This is a genomic window from Nonomuraea endophytica, from assembly GCF_014203235.1.
Lineage (GTDB): Bacteria > Actinomycetota > Actinomycetes > Streptosporangiales > Streptosporangiaceae > Nonomuraea > Nonomuraea endophytica.
Map to the genome: position 1 here is coordinate 105,920 of NZ_JACHIN010000001.1, position 25,354 is coordinate 131,273.

Annotated in this window: 20 protein-coding genes; 9 read left to right on the forward strand and 11 right to left on the reverse strand. The window is 71.8% G+C overall.

The window, feature by feature from the left end; genetic code table 11:
* The first annotated feature begins 28 nt into the window (after positions 1–28).
* The gene (locus HNR40_RS00475) at positions 29–1,849 is read left to right on the forward strand and encodes a hypothetical protein (protein ID WP_184957658.1); all 1,821 of its coding nucleotides are present in this window, start codon (positions 29–31) and stop codon (positions 1,847–1,849) included.
* Positions 1,850–1,909: 60 nt separating this feature from the next.
* Positions 1,910–3,328, forward strand: coding sequence for a serine hydrolase (locus HNR40_RS00480; RefSeq protein WP_221339865.1), 1,419 nt, complete (start codon positions 1,910–1,912; stop codon positions 3,326–3,328).
* A 45-nt stretch (positions 3,329–3,373) separates the two neighbouring features.
* Here HNR40_RS00480 and HNR40_RS00485 read toward each other — a convergent pair whose 3' ends face one another.
* On the reverse strand, positions 3,374–5,563 hold the full coding sequence (locus HNR40_RS00485) for an acyl-CoA dehydrogenase family protein (RefSeq protein WP_184957659.1): 2,190 nt from the start codon (positions 5,561–5,563) through the stop codon (positions 3,374–3,376).
* Positions 5,564–5,623: 60 nt separating this feature from the next.
* Positions 5,624–6,847 (reverse strand): hypothetical protein, encoded by a 1,224-nt coding sequence (locus tag HNR40_RS00490; protein ID WP_184957660.1) that lies wholly within the window; start codon positions 6,845–6,847, stop codon positions 5,624–5,626.
* A gap of 67 nt (positions 6,848–6,914) precedes the next feature.
* Between HNR40_RS00490 and HNR40_RS00495 the strand changes: the two genes are divergently transcribed.
* Both HNR40_RS00495 and HNR40_RS00500 read left to right on the forward strand, forming a co-directional pair.
* A complete protein-coding gene (locus tag HNR40_RS00495; RefSeq protein ID WP_184957661.1) occupies positions 6,915–8,336 on the forward strand; it encodes an AMP-binding protein in 1,422 nt (473 codons plus the stop codon).
* A gap of 19 nt (positions 8,337–8,355) precedes the next feature.
* Complete coding sequence (locus HNR40_RS00500) at positions 8,356–9,414, forward strand: S1C family serine protease (protein ID WP_184957662.1); 1,059 nt, start codon at positions 8,356–8,358, stop codon at positions 9,412–9,414.
* A 9-nt stretch (positions 9,415–9,423) separates the two neighbouring features.
* On the opposite strand, the gene HNR40_RS00505 is transcribed toward HNR40_RS00500, so the two are convergent.
* Positions 9,424–12,180, reverse strand: a complete 2,757-nt coding sequence (locus tag HNR40_RS00505) for an AfsR/SARP family transcriptional regulator (RefSeq protein ID WP_312896133.1) — start codon at positions 12,178–12,180, stop codon at positions 9,424–9,426.
* On the reverse strand, positions 12,177–13,670 hold the full coding sequence (locus tag HNR40_RS00510) for a serine/threonine-protein kinase (protein ID WP_184957663.1): 1,494 nt from the start codon (positions 13,668–13,670) through the stop codon (positions 12,177–12,179). Before HNR40_RS00510 ends, HNR40_RS00505 begins: the two co-directional genes overlap by 4 nt.
* Before the next feature lie 86 nt (positions 13,671–13,756).
* Between HNR40_RS00510 and HNR40_RS00515 the strand changes: the two genes are divergently transcribed.
* On the forward strand, positions 13,757–14,458 hold the full coding sequence (locus HNR40_RS00515; RefSeq protein WP_184957664.1) for a helix-turn-helix domain-containing protein: 702 nt from the start codon (positions 13,757–13,759) through the stop codon (positions 14,456–14,458).
* A 55-nt stretch (positions 14,459–14,513) separates the two neighbouring features.
* Entirely contained in the window at positions 14,514–15,059 is a 546-nt protein-coding gene (locus HNR40_RS00520) for a dihydrofolate reductase family protein (protein WP_184957665.1), read from the forward strand.
* Between the two features lies 1 nt (position 15,060).
* Here the strand turns inward: HNR40_RS00520 and HNR40_RS00525 are convergent, their stop codons facing one another.
* The 6 genes from HNR40_RS00525 to sigJ all read right to left on the reverse strand — a co-directional run bounded on the left by HNR40_RS00525 (position 15,061) and on the right by sigJ (position 22,255).
* Positions 15,061–16,767 (reverse strand): ABC transporter ATP-binding protein, encoded by a 1,707-nt coding sequence (locus HNR40_RS00525; RefSeq protein ID WP_184957666.1) that lies wholly within the window; start codon positions 16,765–16,767, stop codon positions 15,061–15,063.
* The gene (locus HNR40_RS00530; protein WP_246508271.1) at positions 16,767–18,512 is read right to left on the reverse strand and encodes an ABC transporter ATP-binding protein; all 1,746 of its coding nucleotides are present in this window, start codon (positions 18,510–18,512) and stop codon (positions 16,767–16,769) included. Before HNR40_RS00530 ends, HNR40_RS00525 begins: the two co-directional genes overlap by 1 nt.
* Complete coding sequence (locus HNR40_RS00535; protein ID WP_184957667.1) at positions 18,509–18,877, reverse strand: cupin domain-containing protein; 369 nt, start codon at positions 18,875–18,877, stop codon at positions 18,509–18,511. Before HNR40_RS00535 ends, HNR40_RS00530 begins: the two co-directional genes overlap by 4 nt.
* Positions 18,874–20,271, reverse strand: a complete 1,398-nt coding sequence (locus HNR40_RS00540) for an MFS transporter (RefSeq protein ID WP_184957668.1) — start codon at positions 20,269–20,271, stop codon at positions 18,874–18,876. The genes HNR40_RS00535 and HNR40_RS00540 overlap by 4 nt, the downstream gene beginning before the upstream one ends.
* A gap of 88 nt (positions 20,272–20,359) precedes the next feature.
* A complete protein-coding gene (locus HNR40_RS00545; RefSeq protein ID WP_184957669.1) occupies positions 20,360–21,208 on the reverse strand; it encodes an SDR family NAD(P)-dependent oxidoreductase in 849 nt (282 codons plus the stop codon).
* A gap of 90 nt (positions 21,209–21,298) precedes the next feature.
* The gene (sigJ, locus tag HNR40_RS00550; RefSeq protein ID WP_246508273.1) at positions 21,299–22,255 is read right to left on the reverse strand and encodes an RNA polymerase sigma factor SigJ; all 957 of its coding nucleotides are present in this window, start codon (positions 22,253–22,255) and stop codon (positions 21,299–21,301) included.
* A gap of 141 nt (positions 22,256–22,396) precedes the next feature.
* Between sigJ and HNR40_RS00555 the strand changes: the two genes are divergently transcribed.
* On the forward strand, positions 22,397–22,999 hold the full coding sequence (locus HNR40_RS00555; RefSeq protein ID WP_184957670.1) for a DUF2306 domain-containing protein: 603 nt from the start codon (positions 22,397–22,399) through the stop codon (positions 22,997–22,999).
* Here HNR40_RS00555 and HNR40_RS00560 read toward each other — a convergent pair.
* Positions 22,988–23,899, reverse strand: a complete 912-nt coding sequence (locus tag HNR40_RS00560; protein ID WP_184957671.1) for a LysR family transcriptional regulator — start codon at positions 23,897–23,899, stop codon at positions 22,988–22,990. The genes HNR40_RS00555 and HNR40_RS00560 overlap by 12 nt on opposite strands.
* Positions 23,900–23,982: 83 nt before the next feature.
* Between HNR40_RS00560 and HNR40_RS00565 the strand changes: the two genes are divergently transcribed.
* Entirely contained in the window at positions 23,983–24,801 is an 819-nt protein-coding gene (locus tag HNR40_RS00565) for an LLM class flavin-dependent oxidoreductase (protein WP_184957672.1), read from the forward strand.
* A gap of 23 nt (positions 24,802–24,824) precedes the next feature.
* Positions 24,825–25,352, forward strand: coding sequence for a plasmid transfer protein KilB (kilB, locus tag HNR40_RS00570; protein WP_184957673.1), 528 nt, complete (start codon positions 24,825–24,827; stop codon positions 25,350–25,352).
* Positions 25,353–25,354 lie beyond the last annotated feature (2 nt).

The window sequence follows — 25,354 nt, forward strand, 5'->3', positions numbered from 1 at the left end:
GGATCAACGGCGTCGTTAGCCTTCATGCGTGACGGCGGCGAGCGAGACCGTGGTGGAGCCCAGGCAGTGGCTGCGCGGCGACGGCGTGCTCGCTGCCGCGATGGTCATGGTCGCCGTCCAGCTCGTCTGGAAGTTCGACCTGGTCCGCAGGACCTACTTCAGGCAGGACGACTTCACCTTCATCGCCCGCGGCCTGGAGAACGACCTGACCTGGGACTACCTCATGCGCGCCGAGTACGGGCACCTGATGCCCGGCCCGTTCGGCGTGCACTGGGCGATGGGCCGCCTCGGCGTCTACAACGACGTGCTGATGCACGTGATCACCATCGTGCTCATGGGCGCGGCCGCGCTGGCCCTGCTGCGCCTGCTCTTCCTCCTGTACGGCTCCCGCCCCGCCATCCTGATCCCCTTCGCCTTCTACCTGCTCACCCCGATGACGATCTCGTCGCTGTCCTGGTGGGCAGTGGTGATCGAGACCCTCCCGTTCCAGGTCGCGCTGCCGATGGCCCTGGCCGCGCACGTCCTCTACGTGCGCACGCGGCGCTTGCGCCACGCCCTTGCCGCCGCCGGCTGGACCGTCTTCGCGATGGTGTTCTTCGTCAAGGCCCCGTTCATCCCGGTCCTGGCCTTCGTGATCACCGCGGGCTGGCTCGGCGGCGTCAGGAAGTGGCAGTGGCCGGCCTGGGCCCTGTACGCCACGATCGTGGCCGGGTACGCGGCGATCCTGTTCCCGGCCGTGTTCACCTCCGTGCAGCTCACCAACGACACTGTCCAGCCCAGCCTGCCCCCGCTCGCCGTGGCGGCGGCGTTCGCCTGGCGGTTGTTCTCCGGCTCGCTGGTGGCCTCCTCCCTGGGCGGCCCCTGGCGCTGGCACCCGATCGGCGACGACTACGCCATCGCCGCGACCCCGGACGCCGCCGTCTGGGCCGGGCTCGGCGTGGCCGCGCTGGTCGTGGCGCTGACGATCCGTTTCCGGCGGCGCGCGTGGCTCGCATGGCTCATGCTGCTCGGGTACTTTTTGCCGGCCGACGTCGTCCCCGTCATGATCGGCAGAATCGAGCAGCTCGGGCCCGACCTCGGCGGCTTCGAGCTGCGCTACATCGCGCCCACGGCCTCGCTGCTGGCCGTCGTGGTGGCCCTGGCCTTCATCCCGCGCGAGGGCGAGCGCCCGCTGCGGATCGTGTGGATCCCGCTGGCCGCCGTCTTCGCCGCGGGCTCGATCTGGTCCATCACCCAGTACACGCGCCTGCCCCTCGGCGAGAACGTCAAGTCCTACATCGAGACCGGCCGCGTCGCGCTGCGCAGGGCGCCCGCCGACCTCGTCGTCCTGGACACCCACGTCCCCGCCAAGGTCGTCTACCCGATCTTCTTCTACGACTACGCGCTGGCCTCCAAGGTCCTCGGCCCGATCGCGGCCCGCCCGGTCACCTGGGTCCGGCAGCTCGACGGCCCGCTGCGCAACCTGATGACCTTCGACGAGCGCGGACGGCTGCGCCCGGTCAACATCGAGGGCCTGACCGTCCCGCCGGGAACCGCCTGCCGCCCGATCGGCTCCGCCCCGGAACGTTTCCGCCTCCCGCTCCCCCTGCCGCAGGGCACCTGGACCGTGCAGGTCAGCTACCTCAACCCCCGCCCCGCCCGGCTGACCGTCGGCCTGGGCGCCGGATCGGCCGACGCGGAGACGGGCAAGGACCTCGGCTGGACGTACGCCACGGTGAAGGGCGGCGGGCAGGAGCTGACCATCCGCTCCCCCGACGGCGCCCGGCCCTGTGTGGGCGAGATCAGGGTCGGCGTGCCCATGCCCGCCAAGACCGGCACCCCCATCCCGCTGCAGCCGGTCACCCCCTGACATCCCCGAATCGGCGAACCGGTAGCCGCCAACCAAGATCGGTAAATAAGATCAAGTCACATGTCATTCCTTCAGAAGAGCCGCCGAACCGCCGCGGGGGTCGCCGCCGGCACTCTCTTCCTGAGCCTCACCACGATGCCCGCCCAGGCAGCGGAGAGCGGGCACGTCGCCCGCTTCCTCCAGCAGGCCATGGACCGGGCGCGTTTCCAGGAGGTGCTCGACCTGGCCCCGCCGGGTTCCTCCCAGGCACGGGTGCTCGCCTCCTCCGCCGAGGAGAAGGAGGCCACGCCGCCCGAGGACTACGCCCGCCTGTTCGCCTCGGCCGATCCGCAGCCGATCACGCAGCAGCCGCAGCTCGACGTCACCGTCCTCGAACTCGACCGGCTCGGCAGGCCGGTCTCCTCCGGCACCGTGCTGATGAGCCCGCAGCACCCGCGGGGCGTCGTCGTCCCCGTCGACGGGAACTTCCACACCAGCGCCGTGCGCTGGCGGCAGTGGGACGACAACGGCTGGTACGCCAACCAGGGCAAGGGCACGATCGACATCGTCCCGGGCCGTGAGCAGGCGCCCATCGACTTCATGTCGCCCTACCCGGCCTCGGTGCTGAAGCTGATGGTCGCCTTCGGCGTGCTGCGCCTGGTCGACAAGGGCACCGTCGCGCTGGCCGACACCTACGACTACCGTCCCACCGAGACCAGCTCGCTGTGCCAGGGCGACACCAGCAACACGGTCGCCAACTACCTCGAAGCCTCCCTCACCTCCTCCAACAACCCCGCCACCTGCGCGCTCGTCAAGCTCCTGCACGACAAGGGCGCCGTCGACGAGCTCAACCAGACCTTCCAGAGCCTCGGCCTGGAGACGCTGCAGTTCAAGAACACCAACCCGGCCACCGGCGGGCGCTGGTCGAACCCCGTCACGATGAGCTCGCTCGACACCGCCAAGCTGCTCGCCCTGGTCAACGGCCTGCCCGGCAGGGCGTGGACCACTCCGGCCGGCAAGCCGGTGACCGGCGCGGTGCTGAGCGCGTCCTCCCGCCAGGTGTTCAAGCGGCACCTCGGCGCCCAGGGCTGGAACGACATGCTCTCCTCGGCCAACCGGTGCGGCAGCGCGTACCCGGCCGCGGGCATCCCGCACGCCGTCGCGGACCGCTGGATCGGCGCCGACGGGACCGTCACCGTCGCGGGCAACAAGTTCGGCCGCGACGTACGCCCCTGCAACGCCAAGGCCGAGGTGACCTACTCGCACAAGACCGGCTGGGTCGGCAACTCCGGCGCCGACGCCGGCATCGTCAGGTCGCTGCCCGGCAAGGACGGCAGGCACTACATCGTCGTCGCCCTGACCAACCTCGGCACCCAGTACGTGGACGCGAACCGTCCGCCCGCCGAGCCCGGCCTCATCCCCGTGACCTACACGGAGAAGCTGGCGCGGCTCGGCCGCGCGGTGGACACCTACGAGTCCGGCCGGTGGTCGCGCCGCTGAACCGTCTCGGGTACGGCCCGGCCGGGCCGTACCCGATGATTCCGGCTAGCGGCCCGGCTCGGGGTCCCGAGGGAGGCCGAGCATGCGCTCGCCGATGATGTTCAGCTGCACCTCGGTGGTGCCGCCGTAGATGGTCATGGCCCTGGTCGCCAGCACGGCACGGTTCCAGTAGCCGGCGTCGCCGAGCTTCATGTCGGCGGCGACCACGGCCTGGGCGCCGAGCAGGCCGACCGCGGTCTCCGAGACGTGCTGCGCGTGCGAGGTGGACAGCAGCTTGCGCACCGACGCGTCGGCGCCGGGCTCGCCTCCGGCCAGCTGCTTGAGCGTGACCCGCAGGGAGAGCGCGTTGATCGAGTGGCCCTCGCAGATGACGCCGGCGAGCTCCACGGCCTCGACCGGGGTGAGCTCGCGGCCCAGGCGGGAGGTCAGGCCCAGCAGGTCGGACACGGACGAGCCGGTCCCGCCCGAGCCGGACGACAGCGAGACACGCTCGTTGGACAGCGTGTTGCGCGCCACCCGCCAGCCGTTGTCGACCTCGCCGACCACCAGGTCGTCGGGGACGAAGACGTCGTCGAGGAAGACCTCGTTGAACAGGTTCTCGCCGGTCATCTCCGTCAACGGCCGGACCGTGACGCCCGCGCCCTTCATGTCGACGAGGAAGTAGGTGATGCCGTCGTGCTTGGGCTTGGACGGGTCGGTACGCGCGATGCAGATGCCCCATTCGGCGACATGCGCGACCGATGTCCAGATCTTCTGGCCGTTCAGGCGCCAGCCGCCCTCGACCTTCTCCGCCTTCATCTGCACGTTGGCCAGGTCGGATCCGGCGCCGGGCTCGGAGAAAAGCTGGCACCAGATCATCTCGCCGCTGAGCGTCTTGGGCAGGAAGCGCTCCTGCTGCTCGGGCGTGCCGTACGTGGCGATGGACGGCACCACCCACGCGCCGATGATCATCTGCGGGAGCTTGACCTTGGCGGCCTTGAGCTCCTGCTGGATGAGCACCTGCTCCAGCGGCTTGGCGGCGCGGCCCCACGGCTTGGCCAGGTGGGACATCACGAAGCCCTGGGTGGCCAGCGCCCGCTTCTGCTCCTGTCCCTCCAGCTTCGCGAGCTCGGCGATCTCGGCGCGGATCGAGGTGCGCAGCTCCTCCGCGCCCTCGGGCAGGTCGATCTCCATCTCGCGGGTGACGCCCTGCAGCGCCAGCGCGGTGACCGAGGCTGCCCACTCGGCGCTCGGGCCGAGCAGCGCGCGCAGGGTGAGCGCCCGGCGGTAGTAGAGGTGGGCGTCGTGCTCGAAGGTGTAGCCGATGCCGCCGAAGGTCTGGATCGCGTCCTTGGCGCACTGGACGGCGGCGTCCGGGGCCATGACGCCGGCGATCGCGGCGGCGTACTCCAGCTCGCGGCCCTCGGCGCGGGTGGCGTCCCAGACGGTGGCCCTGGCCTGCTCCAGCGCCACCAGCATGCGCGAGAGCTTGTGCTTGATGCCCTGGAACTGGCCGATCGGCCGGCCGAACTGCTCGCGTACCTTCGCGTAGTCGGAGGCGGCCCGCACGCACCACGACGCGAGGCCCGCCGCCTCGGCGCCCAGCAGGATGGCGGCGAGGTTGAGCACGTCGGGACCCTCGACCCCGTCCAGAACCCGCTCAGCCGGTACGGCTGCCGCCGCCACCTCCACCTTGGCCACCGAGCGCGTGATGTCCAGCGACCTGACGGCCGTCACCGTGGCCGCGGAGGCGTCGAGCGCGATCCACTCCTCGCCGTCGCCGGTGGACACCGGCAGGACCAGGATGTCGGCCATCGCGCCGCCCAGGACGGGCTCGGCCGTACCGGAGACGACGAGGGAGCCGTCGGCGGCGCGCTCGCCCGTCAGCGCGGAGCCGAGCGCGACGGCGCCGGTCAGCGTGCCGTCGGCCAGGCCGGACAGCAGCGCGTGCTGCTTGGAGGCGTGGACGACCGCGGCGGCCAGGACCGTCGGCACGTACGGCCCCGGCGCCATCCGCTCGGCCAGCGCCTCGACCGCGACGGCAGCCTCAAGCAGCCCGTAGCCGGAGCCGCCGTACTCCTCGGGCAGGTGCAGGCCCAGCAGCCCCTGCTCGGCCAGCCCGGACCAGAACGCGGGGCGCTCCCCAGCATCGGCCTCAGGGCCGGATCGCAGCAGCTCGGCGGGGATGTTGCGCTCCGCCCAGCCGGTGACAGACTCGCGGAGCGCCTCGTGCTCCTCGCTCAACCCGATCGCCATTACTCATCCTCCAGCGCGTCCCATGCCATGGCAGAACCATATTCTAGAGGATGCTTCTGTCTATAGCGGGCGCACACCTTTCAGAAGTGTCGTCAGATCGCGCCACTGCGTCTTGCGGCCGTCGGCGACGGTCGCCAGCATCATCGCGGGCTTCGTCTTACCCACCTCGACCACGGCCACCACCGCCTGCGAGGACTTCGCGCCATAGGTGACCTGATAGCCGAGCAGCCAGCCCTTGCCCGTGGCCAGCGGCTGCGAGCCCGTCCAGGCCAGCGTCGAGCCCGCCGGGAACTGCGTGCGCAGCGACCAGCGCGCCGCCCGCACCGCCAGCTCGCGGTAGCCGGACTCCTCCGCGGGCTTGGTCTTGGGGGCCGCGATCGGGTACTTCGCCGAGACGATCATCGTGTACGGCTGCGCCACCTTGCCGATCCGCTGAGCCACGGTGAACGGCGCGTACGACTTGGACTGCCACGGCGTGCCGAGCCTGGGATACACGATGCCCGTCTTGGTGTCGGCCACCAGGCCGATCACGACCGCGGCCTTGCCCTTGTAGGCGGGGAAGGCCTTGGCCTCCGGGGCCGGAGGGAGGGCCAGTTCGGACGGGGATGCCCCGGCCAGGCTGGCGGTCGAGGTGGCCCTGGTGGGGTTCGCGTCGGGGGTGTCGCCGGAGAAGAAGACGAAGATGAGCAGGACGGCGATGATCGTGGCGATGACGGCGCCGACCATGTAGACGACCCGGAAGGGGATCTCGCTGATGCCCCGTTTGGGCGGGGGCGGGATCATCGGCATGCGCGGCGGCGACACGCGCGGCACCGTCACCGTCTCGACCGCCGCCTTGGACTTCTCGACCGGCCGTCCGGCAGGCTTCACGACGGGCTTCTCGACCGGTCTTTCCACGGGCCTCGCGGCAGGTTTCTCCACAGGCCTCGCGGCAGGTTGCTCCACGGGCCTCGCGGCGGGTTGCTCCACGGGCCTCGCGGCGGGTTGCTCCACGGGCTTCGCGGCGGGCTTTTTCACGGGCCTCGCGGCAGGCTTCTCCGTGGGTTTCGAGCTTGGTTTTTCCACCGGCTTCGAGGCGGGCTTGATGACGGGGCGGCGGACATAGGCCGTTGTCGTGTCGTCGACCTCGGGTTCCGGGTCCGGATCGGGGGCCGGCTCGTCGGGCAGGACGATCCTGGGCATCTGCACGGTGTCGTCGGGCTCGGCGTCGGCGGGCACGACCACCCGCTGAAAGGGGGTGGTCGGAGCATCGTAGGTGGGCACTTGGTCGCCGACGTCCGCCATGACGTCGAGGCTAGACGAGATTGAGACTATTCCCGGGACAGAATCTAATTCTGTAGTCTCGCCTGACATGAGGGGCTTTTACGAGATCGCCGCCGCCGACCCCGGACGTCCCGCCCTGCTGGGAGAGGAGCCGACCACCTACGGCGCCCTGCACGAACGCGCCAACCGCCTGTCCCACGGCCTTCGCAGCGAAGGCGTGGAGCGGGGCGACGCCGTCGTCAGCGTCCTGCGCAACGGCCTCGACGCCCTCGCCATGATGCTGGCCACCTACCAGATCGGCGCCTACCACGTGCCGGTCAACTGGCACTACACCGACGACGAGATCGACTACATCATCGCCGACTGCGGCACCGCCGCGGTCTTCCGCGGCCCGATCGGCGACCGCTTCGACCACCTGCCCGGCACCCCGCCCGAGGACCGCAGGGCCGGATCGATGATGCTCTACACCTCCGGCACCACCGGCCGTCCCAAGGGCGTGCGCAGGCGGCTGCTCGACCTCTCCCCCGAGGACGTCCACCCGATCCTGATGCGCAAGAGCTGGCGGCACTTCGGCCTGCCCGCCGACGGCGTGCACCTGGTCTGCTCGCAGCTCTACCACTCGGCCCCCTACGGCCAGGTCATGATGGCCCTGCAGTACGGCCACGCGATCGTGGCCCCGGACCGCTTCGACGCCGAGGCCACGCTGCGCATGATCCAGGAGTACCGGGTGACGAACGCCTTCATGGTCCCGACCATGTTCCACCGGCTGCTGGCCGTACCGGATCGGGAGAAGTACGACCTGTCCTCGCTCACCCACCTGTACCACGGCGCGGCTCCCTGCCCGCCCGCGACCAAGCAGGCGATGATCGAGTGGCTGGGCCCGGTGCTGTGGGAGTACTACGGCTCCACCGAGGCGGCGGTCGCCACGATGGTCTCCTCGCGGGAGTGGCTGGAGCGTCCGGGCACGGTCGGCCGCGCGCTGGACGGGATGTCGTTCACGATCGTGGACGAGGTCGGCGGCGAGGCCGCGCCCGGCGCGCCCGGCCTGGTGTACATCGGCGGCATCAACCGGTTCGAGTACCACGGCGACCCCGGGAAGACCGCTGCGGCCATGCGCGAGCGCGCCTACGCCCCCGGCGACATCGGCTACGTGGACGAGGACGGTTACCTCTTCCTGCTCGACCGCAGGACCGACCTGATCATCTCCGGCGGCGTCAACATCTACCCGGCCGAGATCGAGGCGGCGCTCCTGGAACATCCCGCGGTGGCCGACGTGGCCGTGATCGGCGTGCCCGACCCCGAATGGGGACACAAGGTCGTGGCGCTCGTCCAGCCCGCGCCCGGCGCGACCCCGGACGAGGCGCTGACCGCCGCGCTGCTGGCCCACTGCGAGCCCCGGCTGGCCCGGCTCAAGCATCCGCGGCTCATCGAGTACCGGACGTCTCTCCCCAGAACCCCCACCGGCAAGCTCAGCAGGAGCAACGTCAGAGAAGAGTATCTTTCCGCCTGACCTGGGAAGATACCCTCGTATGAGGTTGATCGCGGCGGGTCTCGCCGTCGTTCTGGCCGCCGGGTGCGGCGCGTCCACACCACGGGGCACGGGTACGGCCACGCCGTCCGGCAGCCCGTCCGGCGGCACCCCTCAGGCCGCCCCGGGCACCCGCGAGCTGGAATCCGGCTACGAGCAGGTCATCAGCCAGGTGCTGCCGTCCATCGTGCAGATCACCACCAAGGTGGGGCTCGGCTCCGGCATCGTGTACGACACCTCCGGCCACGTGGTGACCAACGCCCACGTCGTCGGCCAGGCCACCGAGATGGAGGTGTCGCTGGCCACCGGCGGCACTCCGCGCAAGGCCAAGCTCGTCTCGTCGTTCCCGGCCGGCGACCTCGCGGTGATCAAGGTGGAGGACCCGAACGGGCTGAAGCCGGCCACGTTCGGCGACTCGTCCAAGCTGCGCGTGGGCCAGCTCGTCCTGGCCATGGGCAACCCGCTGGGCCTGTCGGGCAGCGTCACCCAGGGCATCGTCTCGGCGCTCGGCCGCACGGTCAGCGAGCCGCAGAACCCCGGCTCACCCGGCGCGACGATCGCCGGAGCCATCCAGACCTCGGCCGCGATCAACCCCGGCAACAGCGGCGGCGCGCTGGTCGACATGAGCGGCCAGGTGATCGGCATCCCGACCCTCGCCGCCACCGACCCGGAGCTCGGCGGCGGCGCCGCGCCGGGCATCGGCTTCGCCATCCCGAGCAACACCGCCGCGGACATCGCCGGCCAGATCGTCAAGAGCGGCAAGGTCACCAACAGCCACCGCGCGGCACTCGGCGTCAGGGGCCGTACTGTCCTGGGCGAGAACGGGCAGCCCGTGGGCGTGGCGGTGGCCGGGGTGGAGCCTGGTGGGGCGGCGGCGAAGGCGGGCATCGACACCGGCGACGTGATCGTCTCGGTCAACGGCAAGCCCACGCCCACCATGTCCGACTTGTCGGAGATCCTCACCACCCTCAAGCCGGGCGACCAGGTCAAGGTCGAGGTGATCAGACCCGACGGCTCCACCGACACCGTGACGGCCACCCTGGGCGAACTCAAGGCCTAGAACCGCCATTCAGGATCCGTATAGCCCGCGACGCCGCCGCGCCTCCCGCGCCAGCCCTTCCGCTTCGGTGAGGCCACGCTGATCGCCGAGCAGGACGAACTCTCCCCTGGCACGCTCAAGCCCCTCAACCGCCGCATCCACCTCATCGAGGTCGAGATGCGCCTCAGCCACGGCGAGCAGGGCCTGTCCGGCGCCCTTGCGGTCGCCGAACGTCTGGAAGATCTCCAGGGCGGCGGACGCGGCACGGGGATCCGGCCGGCCTTCGGCACCCGCGATCCTGGCCAGCACCAGGAGCCCGTACGCCTCCGGCAGCCGGTCGCCGAGCCGCCGGTTGATCCGCAGGCGGCGCTCCGCGCACTCGCGCGCCTCCGGCAGCCGACGCGCCGACAGGTGCAGGTTCGCCAGGTCGAGCAGCGCCTCGGCCTCGCCGCGCGGATCGCCCAGCGCCAGGTATCCGGCCAGGCTCTCCTCCAGCAGCCCCCGCTCGCCCTTCAGCGCGCCGAGCGCGCGCAGCGTGTCCGTCCTGCCGCGCTGGTCTCCGGCCTGCTCGAAGACGGCCAGACAGCGGGCGTACGCGCGCTCGTCACCCGTCACCAGCCCGAGCCTGAGCGTGATCCGGGCCAGTTCCAGCCCCTCGACCAGCGGCTGGGCGGCACGCAGCGCGGCCGCGGCGGCCTCCGGGTTGCCCTCGATCCGGTGCAGGTCGGCCAGGCCGCGCAGCAGCAGAGCCTCGCCCTGCCGGTGGCCCGCTGATCGGGCGGCGTCCAGGCCGGTGGCCGTGGACTGGTGCCAGTTGTCGTGATGGGCGCCCAGCTCGTAGAACGGCGCGAGGTAGAAGGCCAGCCGCCAGGCGGCCTCGTGCAGCCCGGCGTCGTGGAAGTCGGTCACGCACGCGGACAGGAACCGTCGTTCCGACCGCAGCCATCCGGCCGACTCGCGCAGCAGCGTGGTCTCCAGCACCTGTTCCTCGGTCCGCGCGACGGTCCGGCCGGAGCCGGGCTCGGCGGGCAGCAGCAGTTGCCTGGCCCGTCTGGCCCGGTCGAGGATCTCTCCCGCCACTCCGGCCAGCACCTCGCGGCGCTCCGCGGCCAGGAGTTCGGCGGCGTAGAGGCGGGTGAGGTCGTGCCAGCCGTAGCGCTCCTGGCCGGACTCGTCGAGGCCGCGCGACTGCAGCAGTCCCGCCTCGGCCAGCGGCTCCAGGTCGCCGAAGACCCATGGGGCGACGTCGGGGGCCGACAGCGCGCCCAGGCGGCGAAACAGCGAGCGCTCCCGGTCGCCCAGCCCGTCGTACCCCAGCGCGAGACTCCCCCGCACCGCCAGGTCGCCCGCGCTCAGCTCGTCCAGGCGACGCCGCGAGTCGCCCAGCCGTCCGGCCAGGTGCTCAAGGGTCCATCCGGGCTTCCTGGCCAGGCGGGATCCGGCCACGCGCAGGGCGAGCGGCAGGTGCCCGCACAGCAGCGCGATCCTGGCCGCCGCCTCGGGCTCCGCCGTGACCCGCTGCCGTCCGGCGACGACCGCGAGCAGGTCGAGCGCCTCCTGTGGAGAGAGCACGCCCAGCTCCCAGGCCCTGGACGCCTCCAGCCCCGACAGCGGCGAGCGGCTCGTGACCAGCGTCATGCTCCCGGCGCCCGTGGGCAGCAGCGGGCGTACCTGGGCCTCGCCCGAGGCGTCGTCGAGCACGACGAGCAGCCGCCGCGACGCCGTCATACTCCGATAAAGCCGGATCCGCTCGGTCACCGCTGCCGGAACCCCGCCCTCCGGACACCCGAGCGAGCGCAGCAGATCCTCCAGCACCGCCCCCGGCGCACGCTCGCGCAACGTCGCGAACAGCACGCCGCCGGTGAACTCGCCGCCCGCCGACGCCGCCGCGCGCACCGCGACCGCGCTCTTCCCGCACCCCGGCGCCCCGTGCAGCACCAGGTGGACCGGCGCGCCACCCGCCATCGGCACCGCCTCGCGGATCCAGCGCAGCACCTCGGCCCGCCCGGTGAAGTCCGCGATGTCGGGCGGCGTCTCGTTGGGCGTCCGCGCGGACGGTTCCTGCCCGGCCAGCACGTCCGCGTGCGCCTGCCGCAGCTCCGCGCCCGGCTCCAGGCCGAGCTCGTCCACGAGCACCCGCCGGGCCTCCTGATAGGCATCCAGCGCCTCGGACCGCCGCCCGGCCAGCCGCAGCGCCGTGATCAGTTGCGCCCAGGCCCGCTCGCGCAGCGGGTAGGCGCCGACCAGCGCCCGCAGCTCGCCGACCACCTCACCGCCGCGCCCGAGCAACAGGTCCAGCTCCACGCGCTCTTCGAGCGCCCGCAACCGAAGCTCCTCCAGCGGTACGGCATGCGCCCGCCGCAACTGACCGGAGTCCACGTCAGCCAGCGCGGACCCACGCCACAACCCGAGCGCGGCCCGCAGCTGATCGGCCGCCTGGGCCAGGCTGCCCGCCTCCCTGGCCCGCCGCCCCCGCTCCACCAGCCGCTCGAACCGGTGCCAGTCGACCCGCTCCGGCTCGACCGCCAGCAGGTAGCCGCCGGGAACCGTCTGGATCCCGGCGACGACCTTGCGCAGCGCGCTCACGTACACGCGCAGCACCGACTCGGCTGACGCGGGCGGCTCGCCGTCCCACACGAGCGCCATGAGCCGCTCGATCGGCACCATCCGGCCGGGCGACAGCAGCAACGCGGCCAGCAGCGCCCGATGCTTGGCCGGACCGGGCGGCGGCGCGCCGTCCGGCAGCAGGAGCGGCCCCAGCACCCCGAAGGCCACGGCGTCGTTCACGGCTCGACCGGCTCCAGCGTGAACGCGCTGAACCGCACCCGCATCGCCCGCTCGCCGGACGGCGCCGCGTGGACGCCGGCCACCGTGTTCAGGTGCGCCTGGTCGGTGTCGTTCACCTCGCCGACCTTGCGGCCGTCGACCCACATGCCCAGGGCGGCCTTGCCGCTCTCCCGGGTGCAGCGGGCGGTGACGCGGGTCTCGGTGGTGGGCTTGACGCGGGCGGGGCCGTACAGGATGGTCGGCTCGGCGCCCGCGCGGCGCTTGACGATCGTGGCCTGCCCCGACGCGCTCACCGAGAACTCGTAGCGGTCGCCCGCCCGCTCGGTCCCGTGGCACCACACGCCGAACTCGCCCGCGCCCTCCTCAATCTTCGCCCGAGCGCTGACCGTCACCCCCCGCTCGGGCTCTTCCCTGGGCGCCGACTTCCACAGCCGCCACCCCGGCTTGGCCGTCAGCACGTACGCCGCGCCGTCCACCCGCGCCTCGCCGCCCTGCGACGCGCCCACCGCCCAGGCCTCACCGAACCCGGCCTGATACGGCCATTTCTCCCCCAGCACAGCCGGTACGGCGACCGCCGCCCCACCCGCGACCAGCACCGCCAGCCCACCGGCCAGCCACCACTTCCACCGCCCGCGACGAACAGGCGGCTCCTGAACCGTCCAGGTGCGCTCGACCACCTGGCTGGCCTCGGCCGGAGCCGACCGCCGCGTCCCGACCAGCGCGTCGAGCAACTGCTGGGCCGTGGGCCGCGCGGCCGGGTCCTTGGCCAGCGCCCACTCCACGAGCCCGCGCATCCGCTCGTCGAGCCCGTCGAGGTTCGGTCCCTCGTTGACGATCCGGTACAGCACCTCGTGCGGCGCACCACCGCCGAACGGCAGCCGCCCGGTCCCGGCGAACGCGATCACCCCGCCCCACGCGTAGACGTCGGCGGCGGGCGTCACCGGCTCGGCCCGTACCTGCTCGGGCGCCATGAACGCGGGCGTCCCCAGCACGGCCTGGCTGACCAGGCTCTGCGCGTCCACGAGCTGGGCGATGCCGAAGTCGATCACCCTGGGCCCGAGCGGCGACAGCAGCACGTTGGACGGCTTGAGGTCGCGATGCACGACTCCGGCCCCGTGGATCGCGCTCAGCGCCGTCGCGATGCCGACCGCGAGCGCCTCCAGGTTCGAGCCGCCGAAGGCTCCCTGATCCCGTACGGCGGCGGCCAGATCCGGGCCCTTCACGTACTCGGTGAGCAGGTAGGCGGTCTCCCCGTCCAGCCCGGCGTCGATCACCGGGGCGGTGCAGAACCGGGCGACCCTGCGCGCCGCGGCGACCTCCCGCTCGAACCGCCGCCGGAACGCCGGCTCCCTGGCCAGCTGCGGATGGATCAGCTTCACCGCCGCCATGCCGCCCGTGGGCCCGGTGGCGAGGTAGACCTCGCCCATGCCGCCCCGGCCGAGCAACCGCCGCAGCGTGTACCCGCCCACCACCCGTTCCGTACCGTTCATCGCAGGACACACATTAGCCAGATACCGCTTTTGCCGGACGCTTCGCACATGTCAGACTGCCTGCTCGGCGGCCAGGAGGGATTGCGATGGGCTTGCACGTCGAAAGCCGGGCCTCCGACTCGCCCTACATCGATCGGATATGGCGCAGCCGGAGCTCCGGCGTCGCCCAGATGATGTCCGTCGCGGCTGCCCGATGGGACCTCGTCTTCTGGGAGCACCGGAGCCAGGTGTGCGGTGCCGTACAGGGACCGGAGACGCGGGCGCGCCCGGCGCCCGTGCCCGAGGACGCGACGTTCTTCGGCATCACCTTCTCGCTCGGCACCGCGATGCCCCACCTGCCCATCGACCGGCTCGTCGACAACTCCGCGCCGATCCCCGGCACGACCGGCAGCTCGTTCTGGCTGAAGGGCTCGACCTGGCGCCTGCCCGGCTACGACGACGCCGAGGCGCTGGTCCGGCGGCTGGTCCGCGAGGACGTCCTGGCCCGCGACCCCGTCGTCGCCGCCGCGCTCGACGGGTCCCGGCCTGAGGTCTCGGACCGCACGCTCCAGCGACGGTTCCTGGCGGCCACCGGGCTGACCCGCGGCGCCGTACGCCAGATCGACCGAGCGAGACACGCGGCGATCCTTCTCCAGGAGGGCCTGCCCGCCCAGGAGGTGGTCCACGAGCTCGGCTACTTCGACCAGCCCCACCTGGCCCGCTCACTGAGCCGCTTCGTCGGCCGGACCGCCACGCAGCTGGCCGACCCGCCTTCGCCGGAGCCGCTGTCGCTTCTGTACAAGACCTGACCGCTTGTTCCCGCCTACCCTCCCACTCGTACCGCACGACCTAAGGAGCCCCGCTATGGCGAAGATCATCTCCAGCTTCTTCATCTCCCTGGACGGCGTCGTCGAGTCGCCGGACAAGTGGCACTTCCCGTACTGGAGCGATGAGATGGGCGCCGTGGTCATGGAGGGCATGGGCAGCGCCGCCGGCTACCTCATGGGCCGCAAGCTGTACGACGAGTGGTCCTCCTACTGGCCGACCGCCGAAGCCGATCCGGACGCCGGCAGGTCGCTCAACGAGAGCCCCAAGTGGGTCGTGTCCGGCAGCCTCGAAAAGGCCGACTGGAACAACACCACGATCATCTCCGGCGACGTGGCCGCCCAGATCCGCGACCTCAAGGAGCGGACCGAGGGCGACATCCAGATGTCCGGCTCCGCGACGACGGTCCGCTGGCTCCTGGCCCACGGCCTCCTGGACCAGCTGAACCTGCTGGTCCACCCCATCGTCGTCGGCCACGGCCAGCGGCTGTTCGAGGACACCCCGACCCACCCGCTGAAGCTCACCAACTCCGTGACCTTCGACACCGGCGTCCTGAACCTCTCCTACGTCCCGGCCCCCGCCTGACTCAGGAACTGTTCAGCGAGACGTTCCAGAAGGCGGCGTAGCGGCCGTCGCGGCGCAGCAGTTCGTCGTGGCCGCCCTCCTCCACGATCCCGCCGTCGTCGAGGAAGACGATGCGGTCCGCGCGCCGGACCGTCCGCATCCGATGCGCCACCATCACCACGGTACGGCCGGCCATCAGGTGTTCGATCCCCTGGTGAACGGCCGCCTCGTTCACCGGGTCCAGGGCGGAGGTGACCTCGTCCAGCAGCACGATGGGCGCGTCCTTCAGCAGCGCCCGCGCGATCGAGACCCGCTGGCGCTCGCCGCCCGACAGCAGCGCGCCGCCCTCACCTACGTTGGTGGCCCAGCCGCCGGGCAGCCGCTCGATCACCTCGTCCAGCCGGGCGGCGGTGGCCGCGGCCCGCACGTCGGCGTCGTCGGCGTCGGGGCGGCCGAGCCGTACGTTCTCCTCGATGGTGCCGTCGAACAGGTAGACGTCCTGGAAGACGAAGGAGATCCGCTCCATCAGCGCCTCGGAGCTCATCGCGCGCACGTCCACGCCGCCCAGCCGGACGGCGCCGGCGTCCACGTCGTAGAAGCGGGCGAGGAGTTGCAGCAGCGTGCTCTTGCCCGCGCCGGACGGCCCGACCACGGCCAGCCGCTGTCCCTGCGGCACCGACAGTGACACCTCGTCGAGCACGGTGCGCTCGCCGTGCCGGAAGGTGACGGACTCGAACTCCAGGTCGTGGCTGCCCGGCAGGGCCGGTTCGCGAGGTTCCGGCAGCGGTTCGGTCCGCAGCACCGCGTCGAGCCTGGCCAGCTCGGCACGCGCGCCGCGTACCTTGCCGCCGATGTCCGACAGTGACAGCAGCGGGTCGGCGCTGCGGGCGGCCAGCACCAGGACGGCCAGCACCTCCGCCACCCCGATGCCGCCGCCGAGCGCGAGGTAGGCGCCCAGGACCAGCAGCGCGGTGAACACCGCCTGCACGGTGAGCGTCATGGCCACCGCGCCAGACAACGCCGACAGAACGGTACGGCGGGCGGCCCGCTGGAGTTCGCGCAGCGAGTCGTCCAGCAGCCGGAACCGCTCGTGCGTCCGGCCGCCGGCGCGCAGCACCGGCTGGGCCTGCAGGTACTCGATGACCCGCCCGGTCGCCTCGTGGCCGCGTTCCGCGGTCCGCGCGTCGGCGGCGGCCACCGAGCGGCCCGACCAGACCTGGATCGCCGCCACGACCGGCACGGCGACCAGCGCGGCCAGCCCCATCTGCCAGTTGAAGGCGAGCATCACGGCCACGATCGTCAGCGGTGTGACCCCGGCGGCGATGAACGGCGACAGCAGGTGCGCGATCACGCTCATCGCCTGCAAAACGCCCTCACCGGCCAGGACCGACACCTGGCCGACGCGCCGGGCGTCGTACCAGCCGATGGGCAGCCGGGCCAGGTGACCGCCGAGCCGGTGGTACATGCCGCGCAGCAGCGAGATCCCCACCCGGAATCCGGACAGATCACTGAAGTAGCGCAGCGCCGCGTAGAGCGCGACCGCGACCCCGAACGCGACCAGCCAGGGCACGGCCTCCCCCGGCGTGCTCCCGAACAAGGCCCGCAGCACCGGCACCAGCAGTGCGTACGACAGCCCCTCGGCCACTGCGGTCGCCGTCATCAATGCCACGGTGCGGCGCAACGGCCGGGCGTACTCATCGCCCAGCACACGAAGCAGCATGCGGATCATCAGAGCTCGTCTCCCTGCGGTGATCGATGGGACTGCCAGAACGCGGCGAACCTGCCGCCCCGCTCCAGCAGCTCGGCGGGCGCGCCACGCTCGACGATCACGCCGTCCTCCAGCAGGACGACGGTGTCGGCGTCGGCGACCGTCTCCAGGCGGTGGGCGATGACCAGGATCGTGCGCTCGCCCGCCAGCCTGGCCAGGGCCTGGCGCACCGCCTGTTCGGTGTGCGGGTCGGCGAAGGAGGTCGCCTCGTCGAGCACGAGGACGGGCGCGTCGGCGAGCAGGGCGCGGGCCAGCGAGATCCGCTGCGCCTCGCCGCCCGACAGCTTCACGTCCTCGCCGATGACCGTGTCGTAGCCCCGCGGGAGTTCGAGCACACGCTCGTGGATGTTGGCCATGCGCGCGGCGCGTACCACGTCGTCGGGGTCGGCGTGCGGTACGGCCAGCGCGATGTTGTCCGTGACCGAGGCGCGCAGCAGGCGCACGTCCTGGAAGACGAAGGAGACCGTCCGGTAGAGGTCGCGGCTGCCGAGCTCGCGCAGGTCGACTCCGCCCAGCAGGACCGATCCGTGGCTCGGGTCGAAGAACCGTGGCAGCAGCTGGACCAGCGTGGACTTGCCGCCACCCGACGGGCCGACGACGGCGGTGACCGTTCCGGGCTCCAGGACCAGGTCGATTCCGCGCAGCACCTCGTGATCGTCGTCGTAGCCGAAGCGGACGTCGCGCAGCTCCACCCGGTGCCCCCGCGGCGTGACCGGGTGGGCGGGCTCGCGCAGGGACGGCACCGCGAGCACGTCCTTGATCCGGCCGACCGCGCGCCCGGCGGCCTGCATCTCGTCGAAGCCGTGGCCGAGGGCGGCCACCGGGGCGGTGAGTCCCAGCCCGAGCAGCAGGAAGGGCAGCAGGTCCGCGGGCGCGAGCCCTCCGGAGGTGATCAGGAACGTGCCGCCGACCAGCACCACCAGCAGCACGAACGGCGGCGACAACGCCACCTGCATGCCCGCGCCGATCCCGGAGATGCCGTAGACCAGCCGGGAGAAGATGCCGACGAACTCGTCCACCGCCGTCACGAACCTGCGGTGCGCCCGCCCGGATCCGCCGAACGCCTTCACCACCGCGATCCCCTGCACGAACTCGACGACCGAGCTCGTGATCCGTCCCATGGCCGCGTCGAACGCCTTCTGCTCGCGCAGCCTGGCCGGGGTCATCATCAGGGGCACCAGCGCCAGGGCCAGCACGACCGGGACGAGCGTGATCAGCGTGAGCCGCCAGTCGACGGTGAACAGGTAGACGAGCGACACCAGCGGCACCACGAACGCGGAGACGAGCTCGCCCGGGGTGTGGGCGATGAACGGGTGCACGGCGCTCACGTCGTCGCCGACCACCTTGGCCAGTTCGCCGCTGTGCCGCCGGGAGAACCAGCCGATCGGCACCCGACCCAGCCGCGCCGCCAGCTGCCGGCGGAACATGAGCTGCACCCGGCCGTCGACCAGATGCCCGATCCCGGAGGACGCGGCGGTGAACAGCAGCCGGACGAACAACCCGGCCGCTCCCACGATCACGACGGTCCAGACGTGGCCGTGGTCGAGCGGGCCCGGCGACAGCAGCGTACGGCCCAGCTCGACGACCGCCAGCAGCGGCGCCAGCCCCGCGACGGCGCCGATGACCTGCAGGACGACCACGGCCGCGAAGCTCGGCACATGCGGCCGCAGCAGCCGGGTCATGCTCGGCGACTCGGTGGCGTTCATCGCTTCTCCAGACGGCTGCCGCGCGGCAGGGTGACGGCCATGATGTTGCTGGGGATGTCCAGCTCGATGCGGTGCCAGCGGCCGCGCGGGACGACGGCCGCGGTTCCGGCGATCAGCCTGATCTCCTCCTCCGGCTGGCCGGGCCGTTCCGGACGCAGATAGAGGCGGATCTTCCCGATGAGACAGGACACGAGCTCCTCGGCGTCGGGGTGGATCTCCCAGTGGTCGGCGTGGACGTCGGCGCCGGTCTTCGCGTGGACGGTGGTCAGCCGCCAGCCGTCCTGGTCGGGCGTCCCGGCCTTGACCCGGCCGTCTTGGTGGAGATGGAGGGAGGAGGCGAACAGATCGATCGGGGTGACGGTCATGCCGGGACGACCTTCCTGGGCCGGACGGTGAGGGCGATGAGGACGGCGGCGGCCAGGAGCGCGGCGCAGACGGTCAGGCTGAGCGCGTAGCCGTCGGTGAGGGTCTGGGGCGTGACGACCTGGCCGGTGCGGTGGTGCGCCACGGTGCCGAGCACGGCCAGCCCGAGCGAGGCGCCGATCTGGCGTGAGCTGTTGAGCAGGCCCGACGCGGTGCCGCTCTCATGGGCCGCGACGCCGGTGGTGGCCGTGGCGACGACCGGCCCGAGGCAGAGCCCGAACCCGACGCCGATCACGATCGACGGCGCCAGGACGTGGGTGAGGAAGGCGCCGTCCGGGGTGATCAGCCCGAACCAGGCGAACCCCGCCCCGGTCAGCAGCCCGCCGGCGACCAGCAACGTCCGCGGCGCGGCCCGGTAGCCGAGCTTGACCGCGAGCACGGACCCGGCGATCACCGCCAGCGCCATCGGCAGGAACATGAGCCCGGTCAGCGCCGGACCCGCGCCGAGCACGCGCTGGAGATAGAGCGAGGCGAAGTAGAAGGACGCGGCCATGGCCGCGCCGACCAGCAGTTGGAACAGGTTCGCTGCGAGCACCGACCGGTTGGCGAACAGGCCGAGCCGGATCAGCGGCTCGCGCCGGGTGGTCAGCTCGACCCGGACGAACGCCACCAGCAGCACGATCGCGACCGCGAGCGTCGTCACCGTGGTCGGCGAGGTCCACGCGTGGTGTTCGGTACGCACGACGCCGAACACCAGCAGGGTCACCCCGGCCGTGGCCAGGACCGCTCCGAGCACGTCCGGGCGACCACCGCGAACCCCAGCCGGGCCGGCGGCGACACCCCTCCAGGCCAGGGCCAGCGCACCGGCGGCCATCGGCACGCTCACGAACATCACCCAGCGCCAGCTCGCGTACTCGGTGAGCAGTCCCCCGATCAGCACGCCGAGCGCGCCGCCCGCGGCGTTGGTGGCACTCCAGATCCCGAAGGCCCGCACCCGCGCCCGGCCCGCCGGGAACGTCGTGGCCAGCAGCGACAACGCGGCCGGAGCCAGCGCGGCGGCCCCGATGCCCTGGACGGCGCGGGCGGCGACCAGATGGCCGGGTTCCTGGGCGAAGCCGCCGATGAGCGAGGCGAGGCCGAACAGCCCGAGCCCCAGCAGAAGAACCTGTTTGCGGCCATATCGGTCGGCCGCCTTGCCGCCGAGCAGGAGCAGCCCGCCGAAGGTGAGCGCGTAGGCGTGGATCACCCAGGTCAGTCCCACCGCGCTGAAGCCGAGTCCGGCCGCGATCTGCGGCAGCCCGACGTTCACCACGGACAGGTCCAGCGACACCATGAACTGCACGACGGCCACCGTGGCGAGGGTGGCGCCCGTTCGCGCGCCGACCGAGATTGTCATGCCGCAATCGTGGTCGGACCGCAGCTCAGGGGCGTCGTACCCGCGAAGTCAATTGCCGCTACCGCCCCCGCACCAGTGGCGGGCCCGACTACGACGGCGGGAGTAGTCCGCCGTGGGACGCCGTCGAAAGGTCCTGCCCGTCGGCCCAGGTCTTGAGCCGGTCGGCGTAGACCTGCTGGATCATCGGATAGAAGCCCTGCCCGAAGAGCACCCGCAGCGGCGGCTCGGCCGAGTCGACGATCGTGAGCAGCGTCCGGGCCGCGGCTGCCGGGTCCCCGGAAGGCTGATTCTTCATGACCCCGGCGAGGCTCCGCCGCACATCGTCGTAGGCCGGGCTGGTCTCCGCCATGAACCCGTTGTCGAGCGGATCGGGGTTCTTCCCGTCCCTGGTGGCGAACCCGGCGGGCTCGATCACGGTCACCTTGATCCCGAACCCCGCGACCTCACGGGCGAGGGTCTCGTTGAGCGCTTCGAGAGCCCACTTGGAGGCCTGGTACGCGCCCCCGAGCGGCATGGCGACCAGCCCAGCCACCGAGGACAGCTGGACGATGTGCCCGGAGCCCTGCTCGCGCAGGTGGGGCAGCACAGCCTGGACAACCCAGACCGCCCCGAACAGGTTCGTCTCGAACTGGTCGCGCAGCTCCCGCTCGGTAAGCTCCTCGACCGCGCCGATCTGGGCGTATCCGGCGTTGTTCACCACGACGTCGAGCCGCCCGAAGCGCTCCTTGGCCAGCTTCACGCTCTCGAAGACCGCGGCCCTGTCGGTCACGTCCAGCTCCAGCGGGAGCACCGCGTCGCCGTAGGCGGCGACCAGTCCGTCCAGGCTTCCGGCGTTCCGGGCGGTGGCCGCCACCTTGTCGCCGCGCGCGAGCGCCGCCTCGACGAAGCTACGGCCGAGCCCGCGCGACGACCCGGTGACGAACCAAACCTTGCTCATGACGTGTTCCCGTTCCTTCGCTGTCGGCTGCGTTCACCTCCTGAACCGGACAGCCGCCCGATCCCTGACAGCGAAGGAACGTGACGTGACTCACCACGTGGCCACGAGCGGCTGGTGCGGCCCGGCGGCCGCCCACTGGCGGGTGAAGCGCTCGAGCTTGTCGGGGTTGACCTGAAGGCGGATCGCCTCGACCCCGTCGGGACCCACGTCGAGGCAGACGAGGCCGAAGATCCGCTCCCCGGCCTGGATCAGCAGGGCGGGGCCGCCGTTGACGACGACGGCGTGGAAGACCGGATCGATCCCGCCGAGGATGGCCCGCTTGGCGTCGGTCGGCCGGAACACGTGCGCCAGATAACGCGCGATGTCCGGCGCGCCGACGACCGGAGTCCTGCGGGCCCGAATCCGGCCGCCGCCGTCGGCCACGCTGACCGCGTCATCGGTGAGCAGCCGGACCAGCGGCTCGGTGTCGCCGCTGAGCGTCGCGGCGAGGAAACCCTGAACGATCTTCTCCGCCACGCCCGCGTCGACCTCTGCCCGGGAGCGCCCGGCGGCCAGGTGCTGCTTGGCGCGCCGGTAAACCTGCTGGCAGTTCACCTCGGTCAGGTCGAGGATCTCCGCGATCTCGCGATGCGGGTATCCGAACGCCTCGCGCAGCACGTAGACGGCGCGCTCGTTGGGCGACAGCCGTTCCATGAGGGTGAGCATCGCCAGCGACACCGACTCGCGCTGCTCGGCGGTGTCGGCCGGGCCGAGCATACGATCCCCGGCCAGGACCGGCTCCGGCAGCCAATGCCCCACGTAGGTCTCCCGCCGGACCCGCGCCGAGCCGAGCTGGGTGAGGCAGAGATTGGTGAGCACCTTCGTCAGCCACGCCTCGGGCGTCTCGATCAGCTTCCGGTCCGCCGCGTGCCACCGCAGGAAGGTGTCCTGCACCACGTCCTCGGCGTCACCGGCCGACCCCAGCAGCCGGTAGGCGATCGCCTCCAGGCGGCCTCGGAAGCTCTCGAAGAAATCGGCCTCGTGCGACATGCCTCCATGCTCAACCATGCGGGTCTCACCCCTCCAACCGCCCCCTGAGATGAGACAGGGGTGACCCCAGGGAAGTACTCAGGGGCGCACCCGATGCCCGGCCGAACGCGCCCGGATCATGCTGTGCACATGCGGATCAGCTGGGCCGGTTGGGCCCTCATGACTGTGCTATCCCTGTTCATCGTCTCCATCGCCGCGAAATACCTGACCTTCGACCCGGCGGTGTACTTCGAGCAGCAACGCGAGATCTACGTCGAACGTGTCCTGGCCCTCGGACTGCACGTCTCCGGTGCGATCGTCGCCCTTGCGATCGGACCTCTGCAGTTCGTCGGAGCGATACGGCGCCGCCTGCCCCGCCTCCACCGCGCCATCGGAATCCTCTACCTCCTGGGCTGCCTGGCCGGCGGCATCGGCGGCCTCCTCCTGGCGCCCACCGCCCACGGCGGCCCCATCGCCAGTGTGGGCTTCGCCGGCCTGGCCATCAGCTGGCTGGTGACCGGCGCGGTCGGCCTCCGCATGATCCTCACCGGCCGGGTGGCCGACCACCGCCGCTGGATGATCCGCAGCTTCGCCCTCACCTTCTCCGCCGTCACGCTGCGCCTCATGCTCCTCACGTACGGCGGGCTGGCCTCGGCCGACCTCATCACGCTCGACTTCACCACGGCCTACGTGGCGATCGCCTGGTTGTGCTGGGTCCCCAACCTCCTCATCGCCATCCACTTCACCCCGGCCCCGTCCAAGCGGGAGGTTCTACCCGTCTGAAGCACCGGCCGGCGGCGCGAGTTCGCCCGCGACCTCGATCGCGATCTCGATGGCCCGGCCGGCGAGCGGTGAGTGGGTGCGGCCGGACCGCCAGTGCAGGTAGATCTCTCGCGGCGGCGGGGACGGCCGCAGCTCGTGGACGCGGAGCCGGTCGTCGGATGAGACGCCGGCCCCGCGGATGGCGAGCCACGGCAGCACCGCCGAACCCAGACCGGCCCGCACCATCGACAGCAGGGTGTCGTTGACCGCGCTGCGGAACACCACCTGCGGGCGGGCGCCGCCGCGGGCCATGGCCTGTTCCATCAGGGTCTGGTCGCAGATCAGCGGCCAGGCCACCATCGGGGCGCCGTCGAGCCGGTTCAGCGGGACCGGCCCGTCGGGGAAGTCGCCGGCGCCCGCCACCAGCAGGTACGGATCGTCGAGCAGCTTGACGTGCTCGACGTCGCCGTCGACGCGGCCGTCGTAGAACAGCAGGTCGAGGTCGCCGAGCTGCGGCTGGTCCGGCTCCTCCTCCGACAGCCTGATGTCGCAGCCGGGGTGCTCGGCACGCAGTCGCCGTACCACCGAGGGCAGGATCACGTTGGACACGCTCTGGAAGGTGCCGATGTCGATCCGGCCGTCGCCCGCCTTGAAGCGGTCCACGGCGTCGGTAAGCGCGTCGGCCTTGGCCAGGAGGTCCTTGGCGTGGCCGAGCACCACGGAGCCGAGCGGGGTGAGGCGGACGGGTTTAGGGCCGCCCGGCCGGTCGAACACCAGGCCGCCGACGGCCTTCTCCAGCGCGGCGACCTGCTGGCTCACGGTTGACTGGGTGTAGCCGAGCCGGGCGGCCGCCCGGCCGAACGAACCCTCCTCGGCGATGGCGGCCATCGCCGCCAGGTGGCGTAGCTCGATGTCGGACACGCGTACCACCATAGCTCGTTACGATTGACTCAATCGGAAATCATCGCTTTTCACGATTGATTCCGCTGCCTAGCGTGGCAGACATGACACACCACCTGCGGTCGGCGCTCTGGCTGCCGCTCTTCGACGAACTCGCCGACCCGCGAGTGATCGCCCGCCTCGCCGCCGAAGCGGAGGAAGCCGGGTGGGACGGCTTCTTCGTGTGGGATCAGCTGTCCTGGCGGGGACCGGTCCGACCGGTCGCCGACCCGTGGATCGTGCTGGCAGCGATCGCGACCGCGACCGAGCGGCTACGGCTCGGCCCGATGGTGACCCCGCTCGCCCGCCGCCGCCCCACCAAGCTCGCGCGGGAGACCGCGACGCTGGACCGGCTCAGCGGCGGCCGCCTCACGCTCGGCGTCGGCCTCGGCAGCGACCGGTACGGCGGCGAGCTGTCCAGGACCGGCGAACAACTCGACGACCGGCGGCGCGGGCAGATGCTCGACGAGTCGCTGACGATCCTGTCCGCCGCCTGGTCCGGCGCGCCGGTGCGCCATCGCGGCGAGCACTACACCGTCGACGACCTCACGTTCCTCCCCCGGCCGGCTCAACGGCCCGGCGTGCCGGTGTGGGCCGCCGGGTTCCCCGGCAACATCAAGCCGATCCGCCGCGCCGCCCGGCTCGACGGCTTCTTCCCGGCCAACCTCGAACACCCCGACCAGCTCGCCGAGGTCGCCGCCACCCTCGCCGAACTGCGCGACGGCCAGACGGGCCCCTACGACATCGCCCTGGCCCTGCCGCCCGGCGCCGATCCCGCGCCGTACGCGAAGGCGGGCGCGACGTGGTGGCTGGCCGAGTTCGATCCCGGAGTACGGCCGGCGACCGTACGTGACGTCATCCGCGACGGCCCAGCGCGACGATGAGCCGCATGTGATCATATGAGGCCATGGAGACCGTACTGGCCGGAGCAGTCGCCGTTGTGGGCACTCTCCTCGGATCTATCGTCACCTACTGGTTACAACGGCGTGCGTCCGATCATGGCGAGAAGCGACTCAGAAGCTCCCAGCTGAGACAGGAGCGGATCGAGGCCTACGGCGCCTTCGCCGCGGCGGCGACCACCCTCCGGCAGGCACGGACCACGCGGTGGTACCGACGGCAGGACGACTCCGGAGGTTCCGCCTACAGCGAGGCTCGCGCGGCAAGCGACCAGGCCCAGGGAGTCGCGCTGCACGCCCTCTTCCGTGCGCAGATCGTCGCCGGTGAGAACGACGTGACGGCCAGCGCCCAGAACGCCCTCGACGCGATCGATGAGATCCGTCCCGGCCTGTCACGGCCGGAGTTCCAGGCGAAGCTGGAGAACAGCCGGCTGCTGCTCGCCGACTTCGTGGCGCACGCCTCGCGGGACGTGATGGGATGGGAAACATCCCCCGCAGTGCGAGAGCTGCCCGCATATCCCGATGAAGCCCGCCCCTAGCT

Excerpts from the sequence above, each read along its gene's own strand:
- HNR40_RS00480 (WP_221339865.1), top strand. The coding sequence starts at position 1,910 with ATGTCATTCCTTCAGAAGAGCCGCCGAACCGCCGCGGGGGTCGCCGCC.
- HNR40_RS00485 (WP_184957659.1), bottom strand. The coding sequence starts at position 5,563 with ATGGCGATCGGGTTGAGCGAGGAGCACGAGGCGCTCCGCGAGTCTGTC.
- HNR40_RS00490 (WP_184957660.1), bottom strand. The coding sequence starts at position 6,847 with ATGGCGGACGTCGGCGACCAAGTGCCCACCTACGATGCTCCGACCACC.
- HNR40_RS00495 (WP_184957661.1), top strand. The coding sequence starts at position 6,915 with ATGAGGGGCTTTTACGAGATCGCCGCCGCCGACCCCGGACGTCCCGCC.
- HNR40_RS00500 (WP_184957662.1), top strand. The coding sequence starts at position 8,356 with ATGAGGTTGATCGCGGCGGGTCTCGCCGTCGTTCTGGCCGCCGGGTGC.
- HNR40_RS00510 (WP_184957663.1), bottom strand. The coding sequence starts at position 13,670 with ATGAACGGTACGGAACGGGTGGTGGGCGGGTACACGCTGCGGCGGTTG.
- HNR40_RS00515 (WP_184957664.1), top strand. The coding sequence starts at position 13,757 with ATGGGCTTGCACGTCGAAAGCCGGGCCTCCGACTCGCCCTACATCGAT.
- HNR40_RS00520 (WP_184957665.1), top strand. The coding sequence starts at position 14,514 with ATGGCGAAGATCATCTCCAGCTTCTTCATCTCCCTGGACGGCGTCGTC.
- HNR40_RS00525 (WP_184957666.1), bottom strand. The coding sequence starts at position 16,767 with ATGATCCGCATGCTGCTTCGTGTGCTGGGCGATGAGTACGCCCGGCCG.
- HNR40_RS00530 (WP_246508271.1), bottom strand. The coding sequence starts at position 18,512 with ATGAACGCCACCGAGTCGCCGAGCATGACCCGGCTGCTGCGGCCGCAT.
- HNR40_RS00535 (WP_184957667.1), bottom strand. The coding sequence starts at position 18,877 with ATGACCGTCACCCCGATCGATCTGTTCGCCTCCTCCCTCCATCTCCAC.
- HNR40_RS00540 (WP_184957668.1), bottom strand. The coding sequence starts at position 20,271 with ATGACAATCTCGGTCGGCGCGCGAACGGGCGCCACCCTCGCCACGGTG.
- HNR40_RS00545 (WP_184957669.1), bottom strand. The coding sequence starts at position 21,208 with ATGAGCAAGGTTTGGTTCGTCACCGGGTCGTCGCGCGGGCTCGGCCGT.
- sigJ (WP_246508273.1), bottom strand. The coding sequence starts at position 22,255 with ATGGTTGAGCATGGAGGCATGTCGCACGAGGCCGATTTCTTCGAGAGC.
- HNR40_RS00555 (WP_184957670.1), top strand. The coding sequence starts at position 22,397 with ATGACTGTGCTATCCCTGTTCATCGTCTCCATCGCCGCGAAATACCTG.
- HNR40_RS00565 (WP_184957672.1), top strand. The coding sequence starts at position 23,983 with ATGACACACCACCTGCGGTCGGCGCTCTGGCTGCCGCTCTTCGACGAA.
- kilB (WP_184957673.1), top strand. The coding sequence starts at position 24,825 with ATGGAGACCGTACTGGCCGGAGCAGTCGCCGTTGTGGGCACTCTCCTC.